Source organism: Bacillus sp. 005/A4HT-01/001, from assembly GCF_004634445.1.
GTDB lineage: Bacteria > Bacillota > Bacilli > Bacillales > Bacillaceae > Bacillus > Bacillus altitudinis.
Window position 1 is genome coordinate 94906 of sequence record NZ_SEIZ01000002.1, and the last position, 22918, is coordinate 117823.

The window sequence follows — 22918 nt, forward strand, 5'->3', positions numbered from 1 at the left end:
CATTCTAGGCGATGTTTGAATGATACAACGAGAGGGTATTGAATTGAATATGCCCGCAGCAAAGGAGGTATCAGATGATTATTATTCTCTATTTAAGCGTTGCACTCATCGCAATCGCTTTCCTCATTCTTGTCATCTACTTGTCCAAAACATTGAAATCCTTACAGCTGACATTAAAGAATGTCGCATCAACTTTAGAAGGTCTTGAAGGACAGATGCAAGGCATCACCACAGAGACAGCACAGTTGCTACATAAGACCAATCAGCTTGCTGAAGATATTCAAGACAAATCGGCAAAACTTAACACAGTTGTGGATGCGGTGCAGGGAATTGGTGGCTCGATCAACCAATTTAATACAAGCATAAAGCAGGCAGCTGGTGCGGTTTCTTCATCCGTTGAACGAAATCAAGAGAAAGTCACGGATGTGGTAAGCTGGAGTAACGCAGCACTTGAAATCTATAAAAAATGGAAACAGCGTAAACAACAATAATCAACCATTTTCGCATAGGAGGAATAATCATGAGCAAAGACGGAATCAATAGCAAAGACTTTTTGATCGGAACACTTATCGGTGGCATTATCGGTGCAACAACGGCATTATTTTTAGCACCAAAGTCAGGGAAAGAGCTTCGCGATGATTTGAACACCCAAGCGAATGCCCTAAAAGAAAAAACAGATCGTCTCACAACAGATGCAAAGGAAAAAGGCACTGAATATGTGACGATTGCGAAAGACAAAACATCTGAATTGTCTCAGCTCGTAGCAGAGCAATCAAACCAGATTTTAGACAAAGTAAAAGACATAAAAGATCGTACAGCTGGAAAAGCTAAACAAGTAAAAAGCGAAGCAGAAGATGCTGCAGCAAATATTGCAAATGAAGCTTCAGATGTAGCAGATGAAGCAAAAGTAAGAGCACAAGAAGCAAAAGCAGACATTGAAGACGGCATCAAAGATGTCAAAGCAAAAGTAGAACAATCTACGAAAGGCTAACTCGCTGCTTAAGTTAGGAAGGAGCACATCATGTCTAAACAACTCATAGAAACAGAAGAACAGTTTGATCAACTAACGAATCAAGACGGAACCTTTGTCTTTTTTAAGCACAGTTTGACATGTCCAATTAGCCAAGCTGCTTTTCAAGAGTTTGAAGCGTTTGCGTCAGAACATGAGGATGTTCCTGCTTATTTCTTGCAAATTCAAAACACAAGAGAGCTTTCATCCTATGTGACTGAAAAGTCAGGGATCAAGCACGAAAGCCCGCAGGCACTCATCTTTAGCGGTGGCAAAGTAAAGTGGCATGCTTCTCACTCAAGCATTACAAAAGAAGCGCTTGAACATAACATGTAGAAAAACGTCAGCGATTGCTGACGTTTTTTTTATAAAAAAGGTTTACTTGCATCAAAAGTATGCTATAATCTTACACATAATACTTTATCGCTTAAAAGCGTTTGGGTAATAAAGAATTTTTTCGTGACAATTCCGAAATCTTTGTTTATAATAAACCCTATTATAAGAGATCAAAAATAAAAAGCGAGAGCGGGCAGAGGAAAGGATGACAAAAATGAGCAACAATGAATTGGAACAATTGAGACAGCAAGCAGATGAACTAAATCTTCAAATCTTAAAACTGATCAATGAAAGAGGAAACATTGTAAAAGAAATTGGAAAGGCAAAAGAAGCGCAAGGTGTCAACCGTTATGACCCTGTCAGAGAGCGCACAATGCTAAATCAAATTCTTGAAGAAAATGATGGCCCATTTGAAAATTCAACGATTCAACATATTTTCAAAGAAATTTTCAAAGCAGGTTTAGAGCTTCAAGAAGATGACCACAGCAAAGCACTTCTTGTTTCTCGTAAGAAAAAACCTGAAAATACAATTGTAAATATCAATGGAGAAGCGATCGGTGACGGAAAACAACGTTTCATCGTTGGGCCATGTGCCGTTGAAAGCTACGAGCAAGTTGCAGAAGTAGCGGCAGCAGCGAAACAGCAGGGACTAAAACTTCTTCGTGGTGGGGCATTTAAGCCTCGCACAAGTCCATACGACTTCCAAGGACTTGGCGTAGACGGTCTAAAAATTCTAAAACGTGTAGCAGATGAATACGGTCTTGCAGTTATTAGTGAAATCGTGAATCCTGCTCATATTGAAGAAGCGATTGAGCATATCGATGTCATCCAAATTGGAGCACGTAACATGCAGAACTTCGAGCTTTTAAAAGAAGCTGGATCAGTGAACAAACCAGTTCTTTTAAAACGCGGTCTAGCAGCAACAATTTCAGAATTCATCAATGCAGCTGAATACATCATCGCACAAGGAAATGACCAAATCATCCTTTGCGAGCGAGGCATCCGCACATACGAAACAGCCACAAGAAATACACTAGATATCTCGGCTGTGCCAATCTTGAAACAAGAGACACATTTACCAGTCTTTGTTGACGTGACACACTCAACAGGACGCAGAGATCTACTTCTTCCAACAGCTAAAGCAGCTCTTGCGATTGGAGCAGACGGTGTGATGGCAGAAGTACATCCAGATCCATCTGTTGCCCTATCTGATTCAGCGCAGCAAATGGACATTCCACAATTCGAAAAATGGTTAGATGCGTTAAGACCACTTGTCAACATTCACGCATAATCATAAATAGAAAAGCCGCCGGATGACAGCCCGGCGGTTTTTCTCATGAAAAAACACGATAAGACTGGCAATGAAAGGAAGAAAACACATTGCAAGCTTAAAACACGCTTGTTCACAATGTTTTCATTTTTAAAATTTGATAGAATCTGCTAAGATCATTGTCATAGCTACGTTCACGACGACTTTTGGTGAAATATGATTCAATTTACAGGTAACAAGCTCATTAAAGTTTGTTTAATTTAGTTATAAAAAGAAAGGGAACGTTTTCATATGATGAAAAAACGTGTATAATTTCATAAAAGAAGGTCATTTTGATGTAGATTGAAAAATTATGTGTCTCTTTTCATCGTTTTAATGACAAATAGGATATTATTTTCCTCGTATCTGACATGTCTCTATCCAATTGGTGAATGCTATAGATATGAAGTGTATTTGAAGGAGTGATTTATGTGAATAATGTTACAATATATGATGTAGCAAGAGAAGCAAACGTAAGTATGGCAACGGTATCACGCGTTGTTAATGGTAATCCAAACGTAAAACCAACGACAAGAAAAAAGGTGCTTGAAGCAATTGATCGTCTCGGCTACCGTCCGAACGCAGTCGCACGAGGCCTTGCAAGTAAAAAGACCACAACAGTTGGGGTCATCATCCCTGATATTTCAAGTATCTTCTATTCAGAGCTTGCACGAGGAATTGAAGATATTGCGACGATGTACAAGTACAACATTATTTTGAGCAACTCAGACCAAAATACTGATAAAGAACTTCATTTGTTAAACACAATGCTTGGCAAACAAGTAGATGGAATCGTTTTTATGGGCGGAAACATTACAGATGTGCATGTGGAAGAATTTAAGCGCTCTCCTGTACCCATTGTACTTGCAGCATCTGTTGAAGAGCAGGCACAAACACCATCAGTCAACATTAACTATGAACAAGCCATTTATGATTCAGTTCAGCTATTAGTTGAAAAAGGACATAAACGAATTGCGTTTGTATCTGGACCAATATCAGAACCAATTAACTCTATGAGAAAGCTTGCTGGTTATAAGCGTGCGCTTGAAGAAGCTGGTATCGTATTTGACGAAGCGCTTGTTGCTGAAGGAGACTACTCATATGACTCTGGTATTGAAGCGCTGGCTAATCTGCTTGATCAATCTGACAAGCCGACGGCTGTGATTGCAGCGACTGACGAAATGGCGCTAGGTGTCATTCATGGAGCGCAGGACAGAGGCGTATCAATTCCTGAAGATTTAGAAGTGATTGGCTTTGATAACACAAGACTATCCCTCATGGTGCGCCCTCAATTGACAACAGTTGTTCAGCCGACTTACGATATTGGCGCTGTTGCGATGAGACTTTTGACAAAGCTCATGAACAAAGAACAAGTAGAAGATCAAATTGTTGAATTGCCACATAGAATCGAAGAAAGACAATCGACGAAATAAAAAAGAAAGCAGGCTCACTTGATCAGTGGACGCCTGCTTTTTTTATGCCTTTTTCTTTTCTCGTCGAACAGGCATGAGTGCTTTTTCTACCGTTTGTGCATTTTTTTCTGTAATTTCTGCTCTTCTTGGAATCGGTGGATATAGATCGTCAGGATCTAGCCATGTGGATGGAAGCGGAACAGGCGATTGTTTTTCCCATGCCCGAATCCATTCCTGAGGAAGTGCATCTGGTGGTGTGATGCCTTTCATCTCAAGCCAAATGCGGCTCCATGCTCTTGGGACGACACGCCAAATATCATAGCCGCCTCCGCCCACAGCGATCCATTTTCCATCACAATATTGATGCGCCAGCTCATGGGCAATTCTAGGAATTTCCTCATATATTTTCATGGTAGCAGATAAATGCGTCAAAGGGTCATAATAGTGGGCATCTGCTCCATTTTGCGTCAAAATGACATCTGGTTTAAAAAAAGCAGCAATCTCTGTCACTGCTGTTCGATAGGCTTCTAAAAATGATTCGTCTTCTGTAAATGCGTCAAGCGGGATATTATATGCATAGCCATAGCCTTTATCATGACCCCTTTCCTGTACTTGTCCAGTTCCAGGGAACAAATAGCGCCCTGTTTCATGAATAGAAACAGTACATACCTCTGGATCATCATAGAAGCTAAACTGGACACCATCGCCATGATGAGCATCTGTATCAATATATAAAATTCTAGCGCCATATGTCTTTTGAATATACTGAATGGCCACCGAGCTGTCATTATAAATACAAAAGCCAGAGGCACGTCCTTTAAATCCATGATGAAGCCCGCCGCCAAGATTGAGCGCATGCTGCGAATGTCCAAGCATCACTTGATCAACCGCTGTTAATGTCCCGCCAACTAGGAGAGAAGCTGCCTCGTGCATCCCTGCAAACATCGGGGTGTCCTCAGTGCCAAGACCATAACGTTCCCCCTCTGCGGTGGACAGTTTTCCTTCACTTGCCCGCTGTACTGCTTGAATGTAATCTGCTGTATGGACAAGCTTTAATTCCTCCAGCGTCGCCATACGAGGTGCGACAATCTCATCATCCGTTAACGCCTTCATTTTTTGAAGAAGATCATAAGTTAAGTAGACGCGAAGCTGATTGAAGGGATGATCTTGGTGAAACTGATACGTTTGAAAAGATGGTGAAAAAACAAAGGTCGCTTCCTTCATTTGATCGTCTGCTCCATAGGCCAGAGCACTTTATAGCCTTTTGCACGAATCAGCTTCATCACATGATCTGCATGCATCGTTTGAAGGCGGAAGACGAGCACTTTAGAGGCTTCATTGGCATGTGGGTACACGAGTACACTCAGCATTTGAATATGCTGCTCTTTTAAAATGGCTGTAATGTCTGCAAGACCCTCTGTCACTTGCGCTACTTCAACCTCTAAATGTGATCCAGGCTGATCTGCACCTGTTAGTCTTACAAACGTACGAAGTAAATCTGTTTTTGTGATGATCCCTACAAGCTTGCCACGTCTCACAACGGGAAGACAGCCAATTCCGTGTTCAAAAAAGACACTTGAAATCTCCTCAACGAAATCAAGCGGATGAGCGGTAATCGTCTCTAGCACCATGATGTCTTCAACCGGCCGCTGAATAAAAAGCTGTCTTTTCTCTGTTTCAAAAATACTTGGACTGGCATTTTTAATATCCCGATCTGTCACCATCCCAATGACAGATCCCTGCTCAGATACGATGGGAATATGCCGAATGTGATGTGCACTCATTTTTTGAATGGCTTCTTCAATCGTATCGGTTTTTCGCAGCGTGATCACATCACGCTCCATAATTTGTTCAATCATCATGTTTACCAATCCCCTTTGCCAAAAAAACGAATTGAACGTTAATACATAAAGCGCTGATGGAAGCGAAGACGATCAAAACGCTCGATTGAATCTGGACTCACATGTTTTCCGATCCGTGCCATTAAACAATTGGCTGGATGTGAGCTGATCTCTGGCTCATCTGTTGCAAACCAAACCAGACCGCCGGCGTTCATCATTTTCTCCATCATTTTGCGGTACTCCCACACGTTTTTCTTCGTCCCTTTTAAATCCCAATGCCAGTAATATTCGGTTGTAATGATAATGTAATTCTCCATTTGCTCATCCATCATGCTCACATCCAGTAAATGCTTGCCAAGTGAGCAGCCTCTGAATGGAGGAGCGACTTCAATGGCACCGAGCTCAATTAAATTGTCCATGTTGCCTTCTGACCAGCGTTCAAGCGGATCAGGGTACAAATACGTGACATAGCCTACGACAAGCTCATCCACCCTAGCAATGATAATACGTCCTTCAGGAAGATCTGCTATTTCAACAAGTGCTTGTTTCTGTTCCTCAGGCGTGCGAAATGCTGTTAGTCCTTCATGAAACGTATAGTTCGCCAGCTCTGATGCAGGTACCGGGCCTTCAATCAGGATGGTGCCTGTTTCTCTCTCAATTGTTTTTGAATAATAAGTTTTAGGATGCTCCACGTATCCACCGCCTCAAATTCTAGTGAGTCGTCTCTATTCTATCTTAAATCTTGCAATAATTAAAACGGTTTCATCAGAAGTTTTTTAAAAATTGAGAAAAAAAGTCATCTATACTATAATGGTCATTGTAAACGTATGCAAAGGGGGACTGTTTGATGAAAGTGGAAACGCTACCATCAGTAAAAGGGGACTATCATTTAAATGATTATGAGCAAGCATACAAAGAATTTTCATGGGAGGAAGCGAGAAAAAATTTCTCTTGGTATGAAACAGGAAAAGTAAATGCAGCTTATGAAGCGATTGACAGACATGCGGACTCGTTTCGTAAAAACAAGGTGGCGCTTCACTACAAAGATTCACAGCGGGATGAAAAGTATACGTTCAGGGATATGAAAATCAAGACAAACAAAGCAGGAAATCTATTAAGAGAACAGGCACATGTGCAAAAAGGGGATCGCGTGTTTATCTTTATGCCAAGATCACCTGAGCTCTATTTTCTACTGCTTGGTGCTGTCAAAATTGGTGCGATCGTCGGTCCGTTATTTGAGGCATTTATGGAAGGTGCCGTCAAAGATCGTTTAGAAAATAGTGAGGCAAAAGTGATTGTGACAACGCCTGATCTGCTTGAGCGGATTCCGTTTGCAGAACTTCCAAAGCTTGAATCCGTCATCATTGTCGGTGGTGAAAAAGAGGATGCAGGTGGTGTGCGGACGATTCACTTTGAAGAAGCATTTGAGCAGGCAGCGAAGGAACTTGAAATCGAGTGGATGGATGAAAAAGATGGATACTTGCTTCATTACACGTCAGGGTCCACTGGTACGCCAAAAGGTGTGCTCCATGTTCATGGCGCAATGGTGCAGCAAGGCCAGACGGGTAAATGGGTACTTGATTTGAAAGAAGAAGATGTCTACTGGTGTACAGCTGATCCAGGCTGGGTAACAGGGACGGTGTACGGTATTTTTTCTCCGTGGTTGAATGGAGCGACGAATGTGATTTTAGGCGGCAGGTTCAATCCTGATACGTGGTACGAAACCATTGAATCGCTTGGTGTGACCGTTTGGTACAGTGCACCGACAGCCTTCAGAATGCTGATGGGAGCAGGAGACGATCTCATTCAAAAATATGATCTCAGCTCACTCCGTCATGTGTTAAGTGTAGGAGAGCCACTTAATCCAGAAGTGATCCGCTGGGGAGACGCTGTATTCGGTAAACGAATTCATGATACTTGGTGGATGACAGAAACAGGTGCACAGCTGATTTGTAACTATCCATCCATGGATATCAAACCAGGTTCGATGGGGAAACCAATTCCAGGCGTTGAAGCTGCGATTGTGGATAATGCCGGAAATGAACTTCCGCCATACCGGATGGGGAACCTTGCCATCAAAAAAGGCTGGCCGTCTATGATGCATACGATCTGGAACAATCCTGAAAAATATGAATCTTACTTTATGCCGGGAGATTGGTATGTTTCAGGAGATTCTGCTTATATGGATGAAGACGGATACTTCTGGTTCCAGGGACGTGTCGACGATGTCATCATGACGTCAGGAGAGCGGGTCGGTCCATTTGAGGTAGAAAGTAAACTGGTGGAACATCCGGCCATTGCAGAGGCTGGTGTCATCGGAAAACCAGATCCTGTGCGCGGTGAAATTATTAAAGCATTTATAGCGCTTAGAAGCGGATACGAACCGTCTGATGACCTGAAAGAAGAAATTCGTACGTTCGTGAAAAAAGGACTCGCTGCACATGCAGCACCGAGAGAAATTGAGTTTAAAGACAAATTGCCAAAAACACGCAGCGGTAAAATTATGAGACGTGTGCTAAAAGCGTGGGAACTGAATTTACCTGCTGGCGATCTCTCGACAATGGAAGATTAATCACTTCCGTCAGTTGACTTGATATCAAAAGTATGTTAAAAATGACTTTAGTTGAATATGAAAAGGTTTTGACTGAGATTCAGTAGAATCATCTTTCCCTGTCCAAGAGAGCTGACGGCTGGTGCGAGTCAGTACAAAGAGATATTCGAATTACCCTCACGAACCGCTTTTACGAAAAGGAGCATATGCTATCTGATTAGTGAAAGAACGGATCTGTCCGTTATCAGTGTAAGTGAAAAGACGTGTTGTTTTGTCTTTTAAGCAGGGTGGTACCGCGATATATATCGTCCCTTCGTTCATTCGAAGGGGCGTTTTTTATGTTGAATTGTAAAAAAAGGAGATTTGGATATGAGTCAATTGATGGAAGAATTATCGTTCAGAGGATTAATTCAGCAACAAACAGATGAAGAAGGTTTAACAAAATTATTAGCAGAAGAAAAAATCAAGCTATACTCCGGCTTTGATCCAACAGCTGACAGCTTGCACATTGGTCACTTACTGCCAATTTTAACATTGCGCAGATTCCAAGAAGCAGGTCATCATCCGATTGCACTTGTTGGCGGCGCAACTGGACTGATTGGTGACCCAAGTTTCAAAAAAGCAGAACGTTCACTAAACCCAGCAGAAATCGTCGAACAGTGGTCAGAGAAAATCAAAGGCCAGCTCTCTCAATTCCTTGATTTTGAAGCAGGTGACAACCCAGCTGTCATCGTGAATAACTATGACTGGATCAGTCAAATGAATGTCATCACGTTCCTTCGTGATATTGGAAAGAACTTCGGTGTCAACTTCATGCTCGCAAAAGATATCGTCAGCTCCCGTATTGAAACAGGGATTTCGTACACAGAATTCAGCTACGTGATTCTACAATCGTTAGACTTCTTGAACCTTTACAGAAATGAAAATTGTAAGCTGCAAATCGGCGGAAGTGACCAGTGGGGAAATATCACATCTGGGCTTGAGTTAATCCGTAAGTCTGAAGCAGAAGGGGCTAAAGCATTCGGTCTCACAATGCCGCTTGTCACAAAAGCAGACGGCACGAAGTTTGGGAAAACAGAAGGTGGTGCCATCTGGTTAGATAAAGAAAAAACATCACCATATGAATTCTACCAATTCTGGATTAACACAGATGACCGTGATGTCGTGAAATACTTAAAATACTTTACGTTCCTATCAAAAGAAGAGATCGCATCGTACGAAGAAAAAGTGCAAACAGCCCCTGAAAAGCGTGAAGCACAGCGCCGTTTGGCAGAAGAAGTCACAACACTTGTGCATGGCCGTGAATCACTAGAACAGGCTGTCAACATCTCAAATGCGCTATTTAAAGGCGAGATCAAATCTCTTACAGCAGAAGAAGTGAAAGTAGGCTTTAAAGATGTGCCATCAATGGAGAAAGACAGTGCAGAAGAATTAACACTTGTTGATGTTCTTGTCGAATCAAAACTGTCTCCATCAAAACGTCAAGCACGTGAAGATATCACAAACGGTGCCATCTACATCAACGGAGAGAGACAAACCGACAAAGACTATGTCCTTTCAGCTGAAGACCGAATTGAAAACCAATTTACAGTCTTAAGAAGAGGGAAAAAGAAATACTTCCTTGTAACGTATAAATAAATCCTTATGAAACAGTAAGTATCATGAAAAGCACCTCAAATGTTCATATACATTGAGGTGCTTTTCTTTTTTATTCAGAAGTAGGAATTAAGCTTTTACAGAGCGGTTTTCTCTCATTTGTCTGTTTCTTATTCAAGAAGTGAATCTTCGTTTGTATAAGCATGTTCTACCTTACAAATTCGGGTTGTATAGGATTCATACCAATCTTTTTTTCCTTTTTTTTGAACACGCTGATGTGCTGTATGTGCTTTCCATTCTTTAATTGCTGCTAATGAATCCCAATACGATACAGTGATCCCAACACCATGCTCATCTCGTACACTCTCAATTCCAAGAAACCCGTCTAGGTCTTTCGCTAATTGTTCCATTCTTTGAGCAGCAGCAGCGTATTCTTTCTGCTCAACATTCGTTCGTTTTGATGTGAAAATGACTGCATAGTAAGGTGGTGCAGGTGTTTGGGTAAATAGCATCTAGTAGAACCTCCTTTTGTCTATTCACATTATATATGAAAGATAGAGAGGCTCGTAGTCTTTTTGTTTTAATTTAAAAAAGTCCAAGGTGCTTTATGATTATTTATATTTCTGTAAAATCATCTCATAAAACATTACCTTGTTCACTTTTCTGACATATTTTTCTTGTATAAAATAGAGTCGAATAAGATGAATAAGGGGGAATGAAAGTGATTCGATTTAAGAAAAAGAGTTTGCAAATTCTTGTTGCCCTTGCCTTAGTGCTAGGTTCAATGGCCTTCATCCAGCCGAAAGAAGTCAAAGCGGCTGCGCATAATCCGGTTGTGATGGTGCATGGTATGGGCGGTGCGTCTTATAACTTTGCTTCGATCAAACGATACTTAGTATCACAGGGCTGGGATCAAAACCAACTTTTTGCAATCGATTTCATAGACAAAACAGGCAATAACCTGAACAATGGCCCGAGGCTCTCTAGATTCGTGAAAGATGTACTAGCCAAAACGGGCGCCAAAAAAGTAGATATTGTGGCTCATAGTATGGGTGGTGCGAACACGTTATACTATATTAAAAACCTAGACGGCGGAGATAAAATTGAAAACGTCGTCACACTTGGTGGAGCGAATGGACTCGTATCACTCAGAGCATTACCAGGCACCGATCCAAATCAAAAAATTCTTTACACATCTGTCTATAGTTCAGCCGATCTCATTGTCGTCAACAGCCTCTCACGTTTAATTGGCGCGAGAAACGTCCTCATCCACGGCGTTGGACATATCGGTCTATTAACCTCAAGCCAAGTCAAAGGCTATGTGAAAGAAGGATTGAATGGCGGAGGACAGAATACGAATTAAAAAATGAAAAAGACAGCGATTTGTGCTGTCTTTTTTGATGTCATGGTTATATGGGTGCTGCTAGGTGTTGAAGAAGATTTTTAGGAGGATAAAAGATGACGCAAAAACTCAAATATGCTTTCTTAGGCTACTTTCTCTATTTCCCATGTTCATTTCTGATTATCTATATGATCTGGATGGCAATCGTCAAATCAGTGCAATGGGCAGAAGTCATATCTAATTGTACATCCATCATTGGCATCTATTACTTGATAGCCAGTGTGTGGTTTCTCTTTTTAGTGCAAAAACAGACAAAACATCGTACATAGCCAAATAAAAACATGTACAAATCAACCACCATTCCTTACACTACAAGTAATGATTCAGATTCTTTGGAGGTGGGGATTTGTGCAACAACATCAAAAGGCTTTGATTATGGTTGATGTACAGAAAGCATTCGAGCACGAAAAATGGGGAGAACGGAATAACCTAGATGCAGAGAAGAATATCAGTCGTCTATTGACGTTTTGGAGAGAAAAAGGCTGGACAGTCATTCATATTCAGCATACATCGGATCAGCCGCACTCCTTATTTCATCCAGCAAATGAAGGGCACTCCTTCAAAGAGATCGCCAAACCGCTAGATGAAGAAACGGTCATACAAAAGAAAGTCAACAGTAGCTTTATAGGTACAAACTTAGAGGAACAACTAAGATCAAACGAGATCGACACTGTTGTGATTGCTGGACTTACAACACCGCACTGCGTATCTACCACAACAAGAATGAGTGGAAACCTAGGCTTTGAGACATACCTCATGTCGGATGCAACAGCCGCCTTTGGACTCGCAGATCAAACCGGTACATACTATGATCCAGAAACGATCCATCGCCTTTCACTTGCAACACTGCATGACGAATTTGCGACTATCCTGACAACTGAGCAGCTGATCACAAATTGGGCAAGCAAAAGCTCCTAGAATCATCTCTAGGAGCTTTTTGCTTGTTCATCCAGCGGCTGTTTTCGTTGTTCAATACTTGAGTAGATGAGATCAATTCCAATAAATAAGAAGCTGACAAAGAAAGATAAAATGAGTGTGCCGTGCTCCCAAATGGAGATATTTACTAGTTTTATGTAAAGGATATACTTAATCGAGAGGTGTAAAACGATCCAAGAACTGATCCACTCCAAAGCAAAAGTCAGCCATGAAGGGAATTTGAGTAAATAAGCCAGCCCTTTGCCTATGAAAAGAAGAAAAGGCGACCAAAAAACCACGATTCCACTCACCAATAAAGAGAACGAGATGAAAGAGAAAAATGAATCATATGTGATGTAATCTCCAAAAAGATAGTTTATCCCTAAAGCAACGATGCACAGCATGACACTTGGAACAGCGATCACGAGACAGAGAGAAAAATAAAGCAGTAATATGAACGATATCGTAGCCAATAGGTTTGGTGGTGCATCTATGACCTGCTTTTTTCTTAAAAGAGAATAGGCGAAAATAGACAAGAAAAAGAGAACGAAAATCATGACTATGGTAAAAAACATGGAATTCCTCCAGCTTAGTGCGTTAGAAAAAAATCTCTATCATCATTGTACCAATAGACAAACGGCAGCTAAATGATATTTTTTTCCTATAGTTGCATGTGGGAATGACAATCACGTAATGAAGCGTGAAGGTGGTTATGCTGCAAAGAAAGGTTTTTAAATATGGAAGGTAACTTCCAATGTTTTCATGTATAATAGAGAGCGTACAAATGTACGGCGTACTCAAAGGTGGTCTTGGCTAAATCCCCTTGAAAGGGGGTGCCGCCTATGTCAACTTTTCAAGCATTGTCCCTTATGTTTTTATTTGGGATGTTTATTCTTGCCTTGTTGACGTATATAGACAAAAAGAAATAGACCACCCTTTGAGCCTAGACAACTTGTAGGGTAGGTCCATTTATTGTGTACCTTCTAGCCAGCTCACTTTGAGCCAAGCATTTGTGCATTGCCGGGATGTGACAGCATCCTGGCTTCTTTTAATTTACGCTACATCTATTTGTATTATAACATAAAAGGGATTTTGTTAAACACTGTCATACATCCACTCTCATCTTGTTAGGTGTTAGAACATGATGGAATACAAACAAAAAACCCTAGAAATCCTTGAACAATCAAGGTCTCTAGGGTTTGTTTGATCACTCTCTGAGAGAGTCATGAAATTAACGAGAGTAGAACTCAACGATTAGTTGTTCGCTGATTTCAGGCGCTAATTCAGAACGCTCTGGAAGACGAGTGAAAGTTCCTTCAAGCTTTTCAGCATCGAAAGTAAGGTATTCAGGTACGAAGTTGTTCACTTCAACTGATTCTTTCACAACTGCAAGGTTTTGAGATTTCTCACGAAGAGCAATCGTTTGACCTGGTTTCACAGAGAAAGATGGGATGTCTACACGGCTTCCATCAACAAGGATGTGACCATGGTTTACTAGCTGACGAGCTTGGCGGCGCGTACGAGCAAGGCCAAGGCGGTATACTAGGTTGTCAAGGCGAGTTTCAAGAAGGATCATGAAGTTTTCACCTTGTTTACCAGGAAGTTTAGCAGCTCTGTCAAATAGTGTACGGAATTGACGTTCGTTGACACCGTACATGTGACGAAGCTTTTGCTTCTCTTGTAATTGTAAACCGTATTCAGATAGTTTTTTGCGTTGTCCTGGACCATGTGGGCCTGGAGCGTAAGGGCGTTTTTCAAGTTCCTTACCTGTTCCGCTTAATGAAATGCCTAAACGGCGGGAAATCTTCCAACTTGGACCTGTATAGCGAGCCATAATGTGACTCCTCCTTATTGTTTTTATTTGTGAAAAATAAAAACCGTCTGTTCTTTGTCTTTTCCGTCATTATGTTTTCATGCATCCTCGCTCCAGCAGCAGGGAGTTACAAGATGCACCTCCATATAGAAGGAACAAAATGATACAAAAAAGCCGAACAAAAAGGCTGCCATATTTCACACAAACTCTATTATATGACGCCAGATAGGAGAAGTCAACCTATTTAAAGAGGAGAATGTCAAACGTGGTCGGCATTCATCCGGGAAGAAAGCAAAATAAAAAAGCAGACACATTGTCTGCTTTTCAAGCATCATGACGCATCAGTAGAGGCTGATAACGCATTTTGGACAACCTCTGTAAATTGAACTAAGTACGTTTCATCTATTTCATTGAAACGATCTTTCACTGGACTGTCAATATCGAGTACCCCAATGATTTGTCCATTTACTTTAAGTGGGATCACAATTTCAGACTGCGATGCGGCATCACATGCAATATGACCAGGGAATGCATGGACATCAGCGATACGCTGTACATCACCTGTCGCAAATGCTGTACCGCAAACCCCTTTTCCAGAAGGAATGCGTACACATGCGGGTAGTCCGTTGAATGGACCAAGCACAAGCTCTCCGCCTTTTGCTAAATAAAATCCTGCCCAATTGACTTCAGGAAGCGAGTGATAAAGCAGCGCCGCAGCATTGGCTAGGTTGGCAATGAGATCAGGTTCACCATCCGTAATCGCTTCTACTTGCTTGATGAGTAATTGATAGTCTTTCGATGGATCGCCAGACTGTTTTTCGACATGAAACATGAAAATCTCCTACTTTCTATCTCAAAAATACATAACTTGCGCTTCGCATGTGGGATTTGTCGAGCAATGATTAAAGGAACTTCCGCCTTCACCTTGAAGTATGTACACATGAAGAGGGGTGAGCGGATGAAAACATCAACAACCGTGCAAACAAAAGACCGTATTATTGAAGCTGCCATCAGACTTTTTAACCAAAAAGGATTTTCTGGAACCTCTGTCCGTGAGATTGCGAAGGAAGCAAACGTCAACGTTGCCCATATATCTTATTACTTTCAAGGAAAAGGAGGGCTGCTCGAGCAGCTCGTATCCGATTTTTATGAAGGGTACATTCAGATGATTGAATCGCATATCCAGCACATGGAAACCCGTCATGCAAAAGAATGTTTACTTCATGTGGTTTTTGATATTTTATCTTATCAGCATGAAAATCGTCAATTAACCCGTTTCGTTTATCGAGAAGTGACCATTGATTCAACGCTGATCAGGGAAATCATGTCCACCTATTTAACAAAGGAAAAATACTTGTTTCAGCTCATCATTGAAAAAGGAAAAAGCACCCATGTGATTTGTAAGCAGCTGTCCCTCTCATCATTTATGATCCAGCTAAAATCACTTCTGATGATGCCATATTTGCAGCCGCAATATTTAACAGAGGTGCTTTATATCAACCCAAACGAGCCTTACTTTTATCAAACGTACTATAAGGAACTGAGCCGGTCGCTTCATCATTTATTAGAACCAAATGAACCCGCACTTGATTCTCACCTGAAACTCATGATGTCTTCAAATTGATCATACGCATACCCGAGATCTTCCGCTTGATGGGCATCAGACCCGAATATGAGCGGAATTTTTTTCTGTTTTGCAAAATCAATCATCCATTGATCTAAATAGATACTTCTGGCATATGTTTTACGAAGACCTGATGTATTAAAATCTAAGGACATGCCTTTTTTTGCCGTTTCTTCAAGACAAAGGGTAACCCTTTGACATAGTTCTGGCGACATTTCGTATGGAAAAAGCTGTTTGAATTTCTGGACAAGGGTGATATGGCCGATTCTCTTTGGCTTATATGGACCTAAAGATGATAGAATAGAAGAATGAATTTGGTCATAGTAGCTTTGATAGACGTGTTCGATGCTGCCATAGATACTGATCAGCTGCTTGAAGGCGTGCTCATCAAAATCAAGACAAATATAATCATTGCCAGCAGGAAGAAAGTGAACAGATAAAATGCTATCGTCTAGTTCAGGGCCGTAGCAGTCTAAAAAGGCACTTGTTTCCTCTTCATACTCTTTGATATAGTCGACCTCAAGCCCAGTTTTTACTATTAACTGTCCTTTATATTCCTGTTTCAGCTGATCCAGCTTCGTCAAATAGGCTTCAAGGTCTTGAAGCTTCATGGCACTATCCTGCTCAGGCGTTGGATCTCGAAACGAAGGAGGCAGCGGGGCATGCTCGGTAAAGGTGATGGAATCAAATCCCTTTTTGATTGCTTTTTCAATATAAGAATGAAAAGGATCAAGCGTACCGTGCGGGCAAAATGGCGTATGTAAATGTGCATCTTGTTTCAACATGTCGTCACCTCTTGTCGATATTTTGAAAAACGTCATGTTTATCAGCGAAAATAATGAAAAATCATGACCAAAAATGCTGGTTACATGGTATCATAATAACAATGAAAACGACAGCTTCCGCATACATAAAAACAGGTCACATCAATACATGTGATCAAATGATAGAAAGCCTGAATGACTTTCTTGAAAAAACATACATAAAACCGTGAATGGATCGTATTGGAAAAAATACAATCCTGCTTATAAAAAACAAATGCAAAGCGGACACGAAAGGGTTCTCAGGTCTACTCGGGACACTACCCTGACATCACTTAGATCACAACAAGGGGGCTCATTATGGAGTTTATCATCGGTTTAATTGTCATTTTGCTTGCTTTGTTTTCAGTCGGTTATTTCCTCAGAAAAAATATATATAAAGAGATTGACCGATTGGAAGCATGGAAAATTGAAATTTTAAACAGATCAATTGTAGAAGAAATTTCAAAAATCAAACATTTAAAAATGACCGGAGAAACAGAGCAGTTTTTTGAAAGATGGCGTGCAGAGTGGGACGATATCGTCACAGCCCATCTTCCAAAGGTAGAGGAGCTATTATATGATGCAGAGGAGTATTCTGATAAATATCGATTCTCCAAAGCGAAGCAAGTTCTTGCACATATAGGAGATCTGCTCACCGCTGCTGATTCAAACATCGAAGACATTTTAAAAGAGATTGCAGACCTTGTCACAAGTGAAGAGCAAAACCGAAAAGACATCGAGAAGGTCAAAGAGCAATATCAAACGGTACGAAAAAATCTACTTGCTTACAGCCATTTATATGGCACCCTTTATGACAAAATGGAGCAGGACTTGGACGAGGCCTGGGAAGGGATCAAGCAGTATGAAGAAGAGACAGAAAACGGAAACTACATGACAGCAAGGAAAATTTTGCTTGAGCAAGACCGCAGACTCGATCAGCTGCAATTATATATCAATGATGTACCGAAGCTCATCGCAGACTGCAAACAAACTGTGCCAGGTCAGCTGACGAAGCTGAAAGACGGTTATAAAGAAATGACAGACAAAGGCTACAAGCTAGAGCACATCCAGATCACAAAAGAGCTGGAGAACTTGAACAAACAGCTGACCCGTGCGGAGAAGCTGCTGATTGATGAACTCAACTTAGATGAAGCATCAAGCATTCTGCAAATGATTGATGATGCGATTCAGACGCTGTATGATCAGCTGGAAGCAGAATTAGAAGCAGGTCAGGAAATCAAGAGCAAAATGCCTGAGCTGACCGAGGCATTTGAAAAACTTGAACAAGACCACACGCAGACAAAGGCAGAAACGGCTCTTGTGAAACAAAGCTACAAGCTGACAGCGGGAGAGCTGGATCAGCAGAAAGCCTTCGAAAAGCGATTAGAAGAAATTGAAAAGCTCATGAAGCAAATACGAGAGAAACTTGATCGTGACCATGTCGCATACACATTATTAATGGATGAAATCAATCAGCTTGAGACCTTTATTGAGGATGCCAAAACGCTTCATGAAGCGTTTAAAGATCACCTTCAATCGTTACGAAAAGAAGAATTACAGGCAAGAGAAACATTGGCTGAACTTAAAACCATGCTGACAGATACAGTGCGCCAACTGCACAAAAGCAACATTCCAGGTGTACCTGCTGACATCAAAGACCGTGCTGAAAAAGCGCAGGAGATGATTCAGCAAGTGCAGGAGCAGCTAGAAAATTTGCCGCTGAATATGCCAGCAGTGAACCAGCAATTAAAAGAAGCCTCTGAAACAGTCAGACATGTCGTTGATGAAACACATGACATGCTTCGTAAAGTGGATCAAATTGAACGGATTATACAATACGGCAACCGGTTTAGAAGTCAAAACCACATTCTTTCAGAGCAATTAAAAGAGGCAGAACGAAGATTTTATGCCTATGATTATAACGATTCATTTGAAGTGGCAGCAGCAGCTGTCGAAAAAGCATCACCTGGAGCCGTTCAGAAGCTTTTAACTCAGCAAGAAAAAGAATATCAGCATCAATAAAAAAAGCTGAAGTCCATTTTAGGACTTCAGCTTTTTCCATGTTATGAAGCTTGCTTTTGACGTTCTTCTGAAGCAGAAGAAGTGAAAAGAGAGATCACAAATCCAATCACGACTCCGAGTATGGCAGGCATAATCCAGCCAATGCCAAGGTCATATAGCGGCAAGGTCTTTTGAAAGAGATCTTTCACAGGACCAATCGGCAGTTTCGCAGCTGCTAAGCCGTCAAACAGACTGACGCAGCCAGTTAAAATCAAAGTAAGGATATACACAGGTCTTCTATGACCAAGCCATTTGTCAGCAAGTGATAAAACAATAATCACAATCGCTAACGGGTAAATCGCAGTTAAAACAGGTACTGAAAAAGCGATAATATGAGCAAGTCCAAAATTTGAAATGATAAAACTGAATAATGTCACGAGTGTCACAACTGTTTTATAAGAAAGTTTAGGTAGTAATTTTGAGAAATACTCTCCGCACGATGTCACAAGACCGATGCTTGTTGTTAAACAGGCAACCGTAATCGCCGCGCCTAACACAATATTACCTAAACTGCCAAAAAGAAATTGCGAAGACTGAGCCAAGATCTTACTGCCATCTCCAACAAAACCAATGGCGTGTGTACTTGAAGCGCCTAAATAAGCAAGTGATAGATAAACAAATGTTAATCCGCAAGCTGCAATTAGACCTGCTTTGATACAAGCAGATGTCAGCGCCTTTTTACTTGTCACGCCGCGTCCTTTAATGGCGTTGATGACAACAACTCCAAACACAATAGATGCAAGAGCGTCCATGGTTTTATAGCCTTCTAAAAACCCTTTGAAAAATGATCCATTGCTATAGGACACATCAGGTGTGCCAATGACGCCCATCGGTGTCAAAATGGCTTTGACGATAATAATCAAAATGATCGTAAATTTAATCGGTGTTAACACTTTCCCTACACGATCCACAATTTTCGTTGGATTTAGCGCAAGATAATACGTAATACCAAAAAAGGCCAGTGTAAATAAAAGAAGTGAGAGCCAAGCTGGTACTCCTGCTAAAAAGGGTAGTGCGCCAATCTCATATGAGACAGTTCCTGTACGAGGAATAGCGAAAAGTGGCCCAATAGATAAATATAAAATGACGGTAAACGCTGTTCCGAAAGCTGGGTGAGCTTTATCAGCTAGTCCTTTCGCATCTCTACCTGTTAAAGCAATAGCAATAATCCCAAGAAGCGGTAAACCGACACCTGTTAATAAAAATCCGCCCATTGCTTTCCACACATTTTGCCCAGCATATTGACCTAGCTCAGGTGGATAGATCATATTACCGGCGCCGAAGAATAGAGCAAACAGCATAAAACCTATGATAACCGTATCTTTCGTCGACAAAGTTGCCTTCATTGCATTTAAAGCCTCCATTATTATGTTGAAATATTCTGTTAATTAGTTGCTAGGTAACCGTTCATCATTAACAATCACTAATTATAAAGGATGTACGCCTGATGTCAACATGTGTTTTCGTACAAAAGTCATGAATTTTTCTATTTTAGTATATGGAGGACAATAAAAAAACATCCCCTTCACTTTGGAAGAGGATGTTTAAAGAATGATTAGGATGCAAGCTGTTTAGGCGGGCCAGTCAACATAGAGATGAGTACGCCAATCCCTGCGCCGATGATCGCTGGTACAACCCACCCAATGCCTAAATCGTAAAATGGAATGAATGAATCTAAGAAGTTAGGTAAACCCCCTAGATTGAATTTGGCAGCAAGTAAGCCGTCAATAATGGCAAAAAATCCAGTGAAGATCAAGGATACGACATAAATCACTCGTCTGCCGTTAATCCAGCGGTCAAGGAACGATAATAAAATAATGACAATGGCCAGTGGATATATCGCTACGAGTACAGGCACCGATAGAGAAATGATTTGTGCCAGTCCGAGGTTTGCAACGAATGTGCTAAATAAAGAAACAATTAGAACGACGGTACGATAAGAAAGTGCTGGGAAAAGCTTTGAAAAATATTCCCCGCATGACGAGACAAGTCCAACACTTGTTGTGAGACAAGCGAATAAAATGGCTGCGCCAAGAACAATGTTACCAGCAGAACCGAATAAAAAGTTTGCAGAAAGTGAAAGTAGTTTTCCTCCTTCATTTGCTCCGACCATTCCAGTTGCATCAGGGCTTGAAGCACCAACATAAGCAAGTGAAATATACACGAGTGCTAGTCCCACTGCTGCAACAAGACCAGCTTTTATACAAGCCGATGCAAGTGATTTTCGTTCTGTGATCCCTCTATCTTTCACAGCTGTTACGACCACGATTCCAAAAACGATAGAAGCAAGAGCATCCATTGTTTTATAACCTTCTAAAAACCCAGTAAAGAGAGGGTTTGCTTTATATGTCGCATCAGGCGCACCGATCATTCCCATCGGTGTAGCAATGGCTTTAAACACAATAATGGCAATAACCGCTAATAAGATTGGTGTCAGCACTTTACCAATTCGATCAACCAGCTTTGAAGGGTTTAAAGCAAGAAGATACGTAATGGTGAAAAACACCAGAGTAAAGATGAATAATGGAATCCATGATTCAGCCTGTCCTTCAGAAAGAAATGGAGCTAATCCAATTTCATAAGAAACCGTACCAGTTCGCGGAATGGCGAAAAATGGTCCAATGGATAAATACAGAATCACGGTGAAGATAGTCCCGAATTTAGGGTGTGCTTTATCGGCAAGGCCTTTGGCTCCGGTACCTGTAAGGGCGACAGCAATAACCCCTAATAGTGGAAGACCTACGCCTGTAAGTAGGAATCCGCCGATGGCAAGCCATACGTTTTCACCAGCATATTGTCCAAGAACAGGCGGGAAAATCATATTTCCTGCGCCAAAGAATAATGCAAAAAGCATTAGTCCAATAGCCAATGTTTCTTTTATACTTAAACTATTTTTCAAAATAGTCCCTCCTCAATCAGTGTATTGTGTCAAATTTAAATATTCTGACAATTTAGGTGTTTATATGACAATTGCACTATGGATGATATAGTGAAAATGAAAAGTTGTCAACTGCCATTTTCAGAAAATTCTCTGTCTGACTTCATTATGGTAACATATAAATGCATTTATTTTTTAAGTTTTTTTGTAAGGAGTTTAAGATATGATTTATCTTGATAATAGTGCCACAACAAAGCCTTATCCAGAGGTTTTACAAGTGCATCAGCAAGTGAGTGAGCGTTTTTTTGGGAATCCGTCTTCGCTGCATCAACTTGGAATTGATGCGAGCCGTCTATTAAGTGAAACGCGAAAACAAATCCTTCACTATACAGGCTTTACACAATATGAGATTATTTTTACTTCAGGTGCAACAGAAGCAAATAACATTGCCATCAAAGGGGCTGCTCTTGCCAAGATGAACCGAGGCAGACATATTGTCACAACAGCGATTGAGCATCCATCTGTCATCGAATCGTTTGAACAGCTGAAAACATTATTTGGCTTTGATATTTCCTATATTCAAGTAAATGAGCATGGCCGTGCAGATATGACGCATTTAAAAGAAGTGCTTCGCACTGATACAGTGCTTGTCAGTCTCATGCATGTAAACAATGAAACAGGCGCGATTCAGCCGATAGAGGAAGCGGCAAGCATCATTCGGACGTATGCCAAAGAGGCGATTTTTCATGTCGACGGCGTACAAGGAATTGGCAAGGTTCCGCTGCCTAAAGAGATGGATATTGATCTTTTAACGATGTCAGGCCACAAGATTCACGGCTTGAAGGGAACAGGTGCCCTCTTTTTAAAGAAAGAGATCGTGCTTGCGCCTTTTATCACAGGAGGAGAGCAAGAACTTGGCCTTCGCTCAGGGACTGAGAATCCTGCTGGAGCTGTCAGCTTAGCAAAAGCCATCAAGCAATCATTTGAACATTTAAACAAGCATCATGACGAGATGATCGCTTTAAAAACGGAGCTAGAGCAGCAGCTTGGAAAGATAGAAGGCGTCGTTATAAACACACCGCTGACGCATAGCGCACCGCACATTGTGAATTTTTCAGTGCCAGGTATTCAAATTGAAGTCCTTCTGCATATGCTCGAAAAAGAAGGCATTTACGTTTCGACAACGTCTGCTTGTTCTGCAAAGAAAAAGGAACCAAGCCGTGTCCTGCTGGCGATGGGGAAATCAGAAGAAGCAGCCAAAAGCAGCATGAGAATCAGTTTGACATATGGACAAGGACCAGAGCTAGCGCCGCAAATCATCACATCGATCGCACAAAGTGTGAAAAAATTAAAAGGAATGAGATAACA

24 protein-coding genes and 1 other annotated feature are annotated in these 22918 nt (G+C 41.2%); of the genes, 14 read left to right on the top strand and 10 right to left on the bottom strand.

Going from position 1 to position 22918, the window contains the following annotated elements; genetic code table 11:
• Window positions 1–74 precede the first annotated feature (74 nt).
• The 5 genes from ES896_RS06045 to ccpA all read left to right on the top strand — a co-directional run bounded on the left by ES896_RS06045 (window position 75) and on the right by ccpA (window position 4087).
• Window positions 75–491 (top strand): DUF948 domain-containing protein, encoded by a 417-nt coding sequence (locus ES896_RS06045; RefSeq protein WP_017367864.1) that lies wholly within the window; start codon window positions 75–77, stop codon window positions 489–491.
• 29 nt (window positions 492–520) lie between these two features.
• Window positions 521–991 (top strand): YtxH domain-containing protein, encoded by a 471-nt coding sequence (locus ES896_RS06050; RefSeq protein WP_017358316.1) that lies wholly within the window; start codon window positions 521–523, stop codon window positions 989–991.
• A 30-nt stretch (window positions 992–1021) separates the two neighbouring features.
• A complete protein-coding gene (gene ytxJ / locus ES896_RS06055; RefSeq protein WP_007501805.1) occupies window positions 1022–1345 on the top strand; it encodes a bacillithiol system redox-active protein YtxJ in 324 nt (107 codons plus the stop codon).
• A 214-nt stretch (window positions 1346–1559) separates the two neighbouring features.
• On the top strand, window positions 1560–2636 hold the full coding sequence (locus ES896_RS06060) for a bifunctional 3-deoxy-7-phosphoheptulonate synthase/chorismate mutase (protein ID WP_017358315.1): 1077 nt from the start codon (window positions 1560–1562) through the stop codon (window positions 2634–2636).
• 449 nt (window positions 2637–3085) lie between these two features.
• Window positions 3086–4087, top strand: a complete 1002-nt coding sequence (gene ccpA, locus ES896_RS06065) for a catabolite control protein A (RefSeq protein WP_135226562.1) — start codon at window positions 3086–3088, stop codon at window positions 4085–4087.
• 42 nt (window positions 4088–4129) lie between these two features.
• On the opposite strand, the gene ES896_RS06070 is transcribed toward ccpA, so the two are convergent.
• The 3 genes from ES896_RS06070 to ES896_RS06080 are packed head-to-tail and all read right to left on the bottom strand — an operon-like array spanning window position 4130 to window position 6599.
• The gene (locus tag ES896_RS06070; RefSeq protein WP_024718705.1) at window positions 4130–5290 is read right to left on the bottom strand and encodes an acetoin utilization protein AcuC; all 1161 of its coding nucleotides are present in this window, start codon (window positions 5288–5290) and stop codon (window positions 4130–4132) included.
• Window positions 5287–5928: a CBS and ACT domain-containing protein gene (locus tag ES896_RS06075; protein ID WP_041092583.1), complete on the bottom strand. Its 642-nt coding sequence runs from the start codon at window positions 5926–5928 to the stop codon at window positions 5287–5289. Before ES896_RS06075 ends, ES896_RS06070 begins: the two co-directional genes overlap by 4 nt.
• A gap of 38 nt (window positions 5929–5966) precedes the next feature.
• Entirely contained in the window at window positions 5967–6599 is a 633-nt protein-coding gene (locus tag ES896_RS06080) for a GNAT family N-acetyltransferase (protein WP_050827570.1), read from the bottom strand.
• Between the two features lie 155 nt (window positions 6600–6754).
• Here ES896_RS06080 and acsA point away from each other — a divergent pair, with 155 nt between their 5' ends.
• Window positions 6755–8479 (top strand): acetate--CoA ligase, encoded by a 1725-nt coding sequence (acsA, locus tag ES896_RS06085; protein WP_035391106.1) that lies wholly within the window; start codon window positions 6755–6757, stop codon window positions 8477–8479.
• A 59-nt stretch (window positions 8480–8538) separates the two neighbouring features.
• Window positions 8539–8774 (top strand) — a binding site (T-box leader).
• A gap of 53 nt (window positions 8775–8827) precedes the next feature.
• Window positions 8828–10096: a tyrosine--tRNA ligase gene (tyrS, locus tag ES896_RS06090; protein WP_017358309.1), complete on the top strand. Its 1269-nt coding sequence runs from the start codon at window positions 8828–8830 to the stop codon at window positions 10094–10096.
• 128 nt (window positions 10097–10224) lie between these two features.
• Here tyrS and ES896_RS06095 read toward each other — a convergent pair whose 3' ends face one another.
• Window positions 10225–10566, bottom strand: a complete 342-nt coding sequence (locus ES896_RS06095; protein ID WP_017358308.1) for an antibiotic biosynthesis monooxygenase family protein — start codon at window positions 10564–10566, stop codon at window positions 10225–10227.
• A gap of 272 nt (window positions 10567–10838) precedes the next feature.
• On the opposite strand from ES896_RS06095, the gene ES896_RS06100 reads away from it, so the two are divergent.
• The 3 genes from ES896_RS06100 (at window position 10839) to ES896_RS06110 (ending at window position 12374) form a co-directional block, all read left to right on the top strand.
• Window positions 10839–11417, top strand: a complete 579-nt coding sequence (locus ES896_RS06100) for an esterase/lipase family protein (protein ID WP_370648336.1) — start codon at window positions 10839–10841, stop codon at window positions 11415–11417.
• A 95-nt stretch (window positions 11418–11512) separates the two neighbouring features.
• Window positions 11513–11725 (top strand): hypothetical protein, encoded by a 213-nt coding sequence (locus ES896_RS06105; protein WP_135226563.1) that lies wholly within the window; start codon window positions 11513–11515, stop codon window positions 11723–11725.
• Between the two features lie 49 nt (window positions 11726–11774).
• Entirely contained in the window at window positions 11775–12374 is a 600-nt protein-coding gene (locus tag ES896_RS06110) for a cysteine hydrolase family protein (RefSeq protein ID WP_135226564.1), read from the top strand.
• Between the two features lie 8 nt (window positions 12375–12382).
• Here ES896_RS06110 and ES896_RS06115 read toward each other — a convergent pair whose 3' ends face one another.
• Complete coding sequence (locus ES896_RS06115) at window positions 12383–12946, bottom strand: hypothetical protein (RefSeq protein ID WP_058213923.1); 564 nt, start codon at window positions 12944–12946, stop codon at window positions 12383–12385.
• A gap of 294 nt (window positions 12947–13240) precedes the next feature.
• On the opposite strand from ES896_RS06115, the gene ES896_RS20280 reads away from it, so the two are divergent.
• A complete protein-coding gene (locus ES896_RS20280; RefSeq protein WP_231493310.1) occupies window positions 13241–13300 on the top strand; it encodes a putative holin-like toxin in 60 nt (19 codons plus the stop codon).
• A gap of 302 nt (window positions 13301–13602) precedes the next feature.
• On the opposite strand, the gene rpsD is transcribed toward ES896_RS20280, so the two are convergent.
• Window positions 13603–14205 (bottom strand): 30S ribosomal protein S4, encoded by a 603-nt coding sequence (rpsD, locus tag ES896_RS06120; protein WP_007501777.1) that lies wholly within the window; start codon window positions 14203–14205, stop codon window positions 13603–13605.
• 310 nt (window positions 14206–14515) lie between these two features.
• The gene (locus ES896_RS06125) at window positions 14516–15016 is read right to left on the bottom strand and encodes a GAF domain-containing protein (protein WP_046344223.1); all 501 of its coding nucleotides are present in this window, start codon (window positions 15014–15016) and stop codon (window positions 14516–14518) included.
• A 126-nt stretch (window positions 15017–15142) separates the two neighbouring features.
• Here ES896_RS06125 and refZ point away from each other — a divergent pair, with 126 nt between their 5' ends.
• On the top strand, window positions 15143–15808 hold the full coding sequence (gene refZ, locus ES896_RS06130; RefSeq protein ID WP_041092572.1) for a forespore capture DNA-binding protein RefZ: 666 nt from the start codon (window positions 15143–15145) through the stop codon (window positions 15806–15808).
• Here refZ and hisJ read toward each other — a convergent pair.
• Complete coding sequence (gene hisJ / locus ES896_RS06135) at window positions 15778–16593, bottom strand: histidinol-phosphatase HisJ (RefSeq protein WP_135226565.1); 816 nt, start codon at window positions 16591–16593, stop codon at window positions 15778–15780. The two genes, refZ and hisJ, sit on opposite strands and share 31 nt — an antisense overlap.
• 336 nt (window positions 16594–16929) lie before the next feature.
• On the opposite strand from hisJ, the gene ezrA reads away from it, so the two are divergent.
• On the top strand, window positions 16930–18633 hold the full coding sequence (gene ezrA / locus ES896_RS06140; RefSeq protein ID WP_135226566.1) for a septation ring formation regulator EzrA: 1704 nt from the start codon (window positions 16930–16932) through the stop codon (window positions 18631–18633).
• 41 nt (window positions 18634–18674) lie between these two features.
• Here ezrA and brnQ (ES896_RS06145) read toward each other — a convergent pair whose 3' ends face one another.
• Both brnQ (ES896_RS06145) and brnQ (ES896_RS06150) read right to left on the bottom strand, forming a co-directional pair.
• Window positions 18675–20018, bottom strand: a complete 1344-nt coding sequence (brnQ, locus tag ES896_RS06145; RefSeq protein WP_058213919.1) for a branched-chain amino acid transport system II carrier protein — start codon at window positions 20016–20018, stop codon at window positions 18675–18677.
• Window positions 20019–20227: 209 nt separating this feature from the next.
• Entirely contained in the window at window positions 20228–21571 is a 1344-nt protein-coding gene (brnQ, locus tag ES896_RS06150) for a branched-chain amino acid transport system II carrier protein (RefSeq protein ID WP_057079202.1), read from the bottom strand.
• A 202-nt stretch (window positions 21572–21773) separates the two neighbouring features.
• Between brnQ (ES896_RS06150) and ES896_RS06155 the strand changes: the two genes are divergently transcribed.
• On the top strand, window positions 21774–22916 hold the full coding sequence (locus ES896_RS06155; RefSeq protein ID WP_135226567.1) for a cysteine desulfurase family protein: 1143 nt from the start codon (window positions 21774–21776) through the stop codon (window positions 22914–22916).
• The last annotated feature ends 2 nt before the right edge of the window (window positions 22917–22918 follow it).

Excerpts from the sequence above, each read along its gene's own strand:
- ES896_RS06045 (WP_017367864.1), top strand. The coding sequence starts at position 75 with ATGATTATTATTCTCTATTTAAGCGTTGCACTCATCGCAATCGCTTTC.
- ES896_RS06050 (WP_017358316.1), top strand. The coding sequence starts at position 521 with ATGAGCAAAGACGGAATCAATAGCAAAGACTTTTTGATCGGAACACTT.
- ytxJ (WP_007501805.1), top strand. The coding sequence starts at position 1,022 with ATGTCTAAACAACTCATAGAAACAGAAGAACAGTTTGATCAACTAACG.
- ES896_RS06060 (WP_017358315.1), top strand. The coding sequence starts at position 1,560 with ATGAGCAACAATGAATTGGAACAATTGAGACAGCAAGCAGATGAACTA.
- ES896_RS06070 (WP_024718705.1), bottom strand. The coding sequence starts at position 5,290 with ATGAAGGAAGCGACCTTTGTTTTTTCACCATCTTTTCAAACGTATCAG.
- ES896_RS06075 (WP_041092583.1), bottom strand. The coding sequence starts at position 5,928 with ATGATGATTGAACAAATTATGGAGCGTGATGTGATCACGCTGCGAAAA.
- acsA (WP_035391106.1), top strand. The coding sequence starts at position 6,755 with ATGAAAGTGGAAACGCTACCATCAGTAAAAGGGGACTATCATTTAAAT.
- tyrS (WP_017358309.1), top strand. The coding sequence starts at position 8,828 with ATGAGTCAATTGATGGAAGAATTATCGTTCAGAGGATTAATTCAGCAA.
- ES896_RS06095 (WP_017358308.1), bottom strand. The coding sequence starts at position 10,566 with ATGCTATTTACCCAAACACCTGCACCACCTTACTATGCAGTCATTTTC.
- ES896_RS06100 (WP_370648336.1), top strand. The coding sequence starts at position 10,839 with ATGGCCTTCATCCAGCCGAAAGAAGTCAAAGCGGCTGCGCATAATCCG.
- ES896_RS06105 (WP_135226563.1), top strand. The coding sequence starts at position 11,513 with ATGACGCAAAAACTCAAATATGCTTTCTTAGGCTACTTTCTCTATTTC.
- ES896_RS06110 (WP_135226564.1), top strand. The coding sequence starts at position 11,775 with ATGATTCAGATTCTTTGGAGGTGGGGATTTGTGCAACAACATCAAAAG.
- ES896_RS06115 (WP_058213923.1), bottom strand. The coding sequence starts at position 12,946 with ATGTTTTTTACCATAGTCATGATTTTCGTTCTCTTTTTCTTGTCTATT.
- rpsD (WP_007501777.1), bottom strand. The coding sequence starts at position 14,205 with ATGGCTCGCTATACAGGTCCAAGTTGGAAGATTTCCCGCCGTTTAGGC.
- ES896_RS06125 (WP_046344223.1), bottom strand. The coding sequence starts at position 15,016 with ATGTTTCATGTCGAAAAACAGTCTGGCGATCCATCGAAAGACTATCAA.
- refZ (WP_041092572.1), top strand. The coding sequence starts at position 15,143 with ATGAAAACATCAACAACCGTGCAAACAAAAGACCGTATTATTGAAGCT.
- hisJ (WP_135226565.1), bottom strand. The coding sequence starts at position 16,593 with ATGTTGAAACAAGATGCACATTTACATACGCCATTTTGCCCGCACGGT.
- ezrA (WP_135226566.1), top strand. The coding sequence starts at position 16,930 with ATGGAGTTTATCATCGGTTTAATTGTCATTTTGCTTGCTTTGTTTTCA.
- brnQ (WP_058213919.1), bottom strand. The coding sequence starts at position 20,018 with ATGAAGGCAACTTTGTCGACGAAAGATACGGTTATCATAGGTTTTATG.
- ES896_RS06155 (WP_135226567.1), top strand. The coding sequence starts at position 21,774 with ATGATTTATCTTGATAATAGTGCCACAACAAAGCCTTATCCAGAGGTT.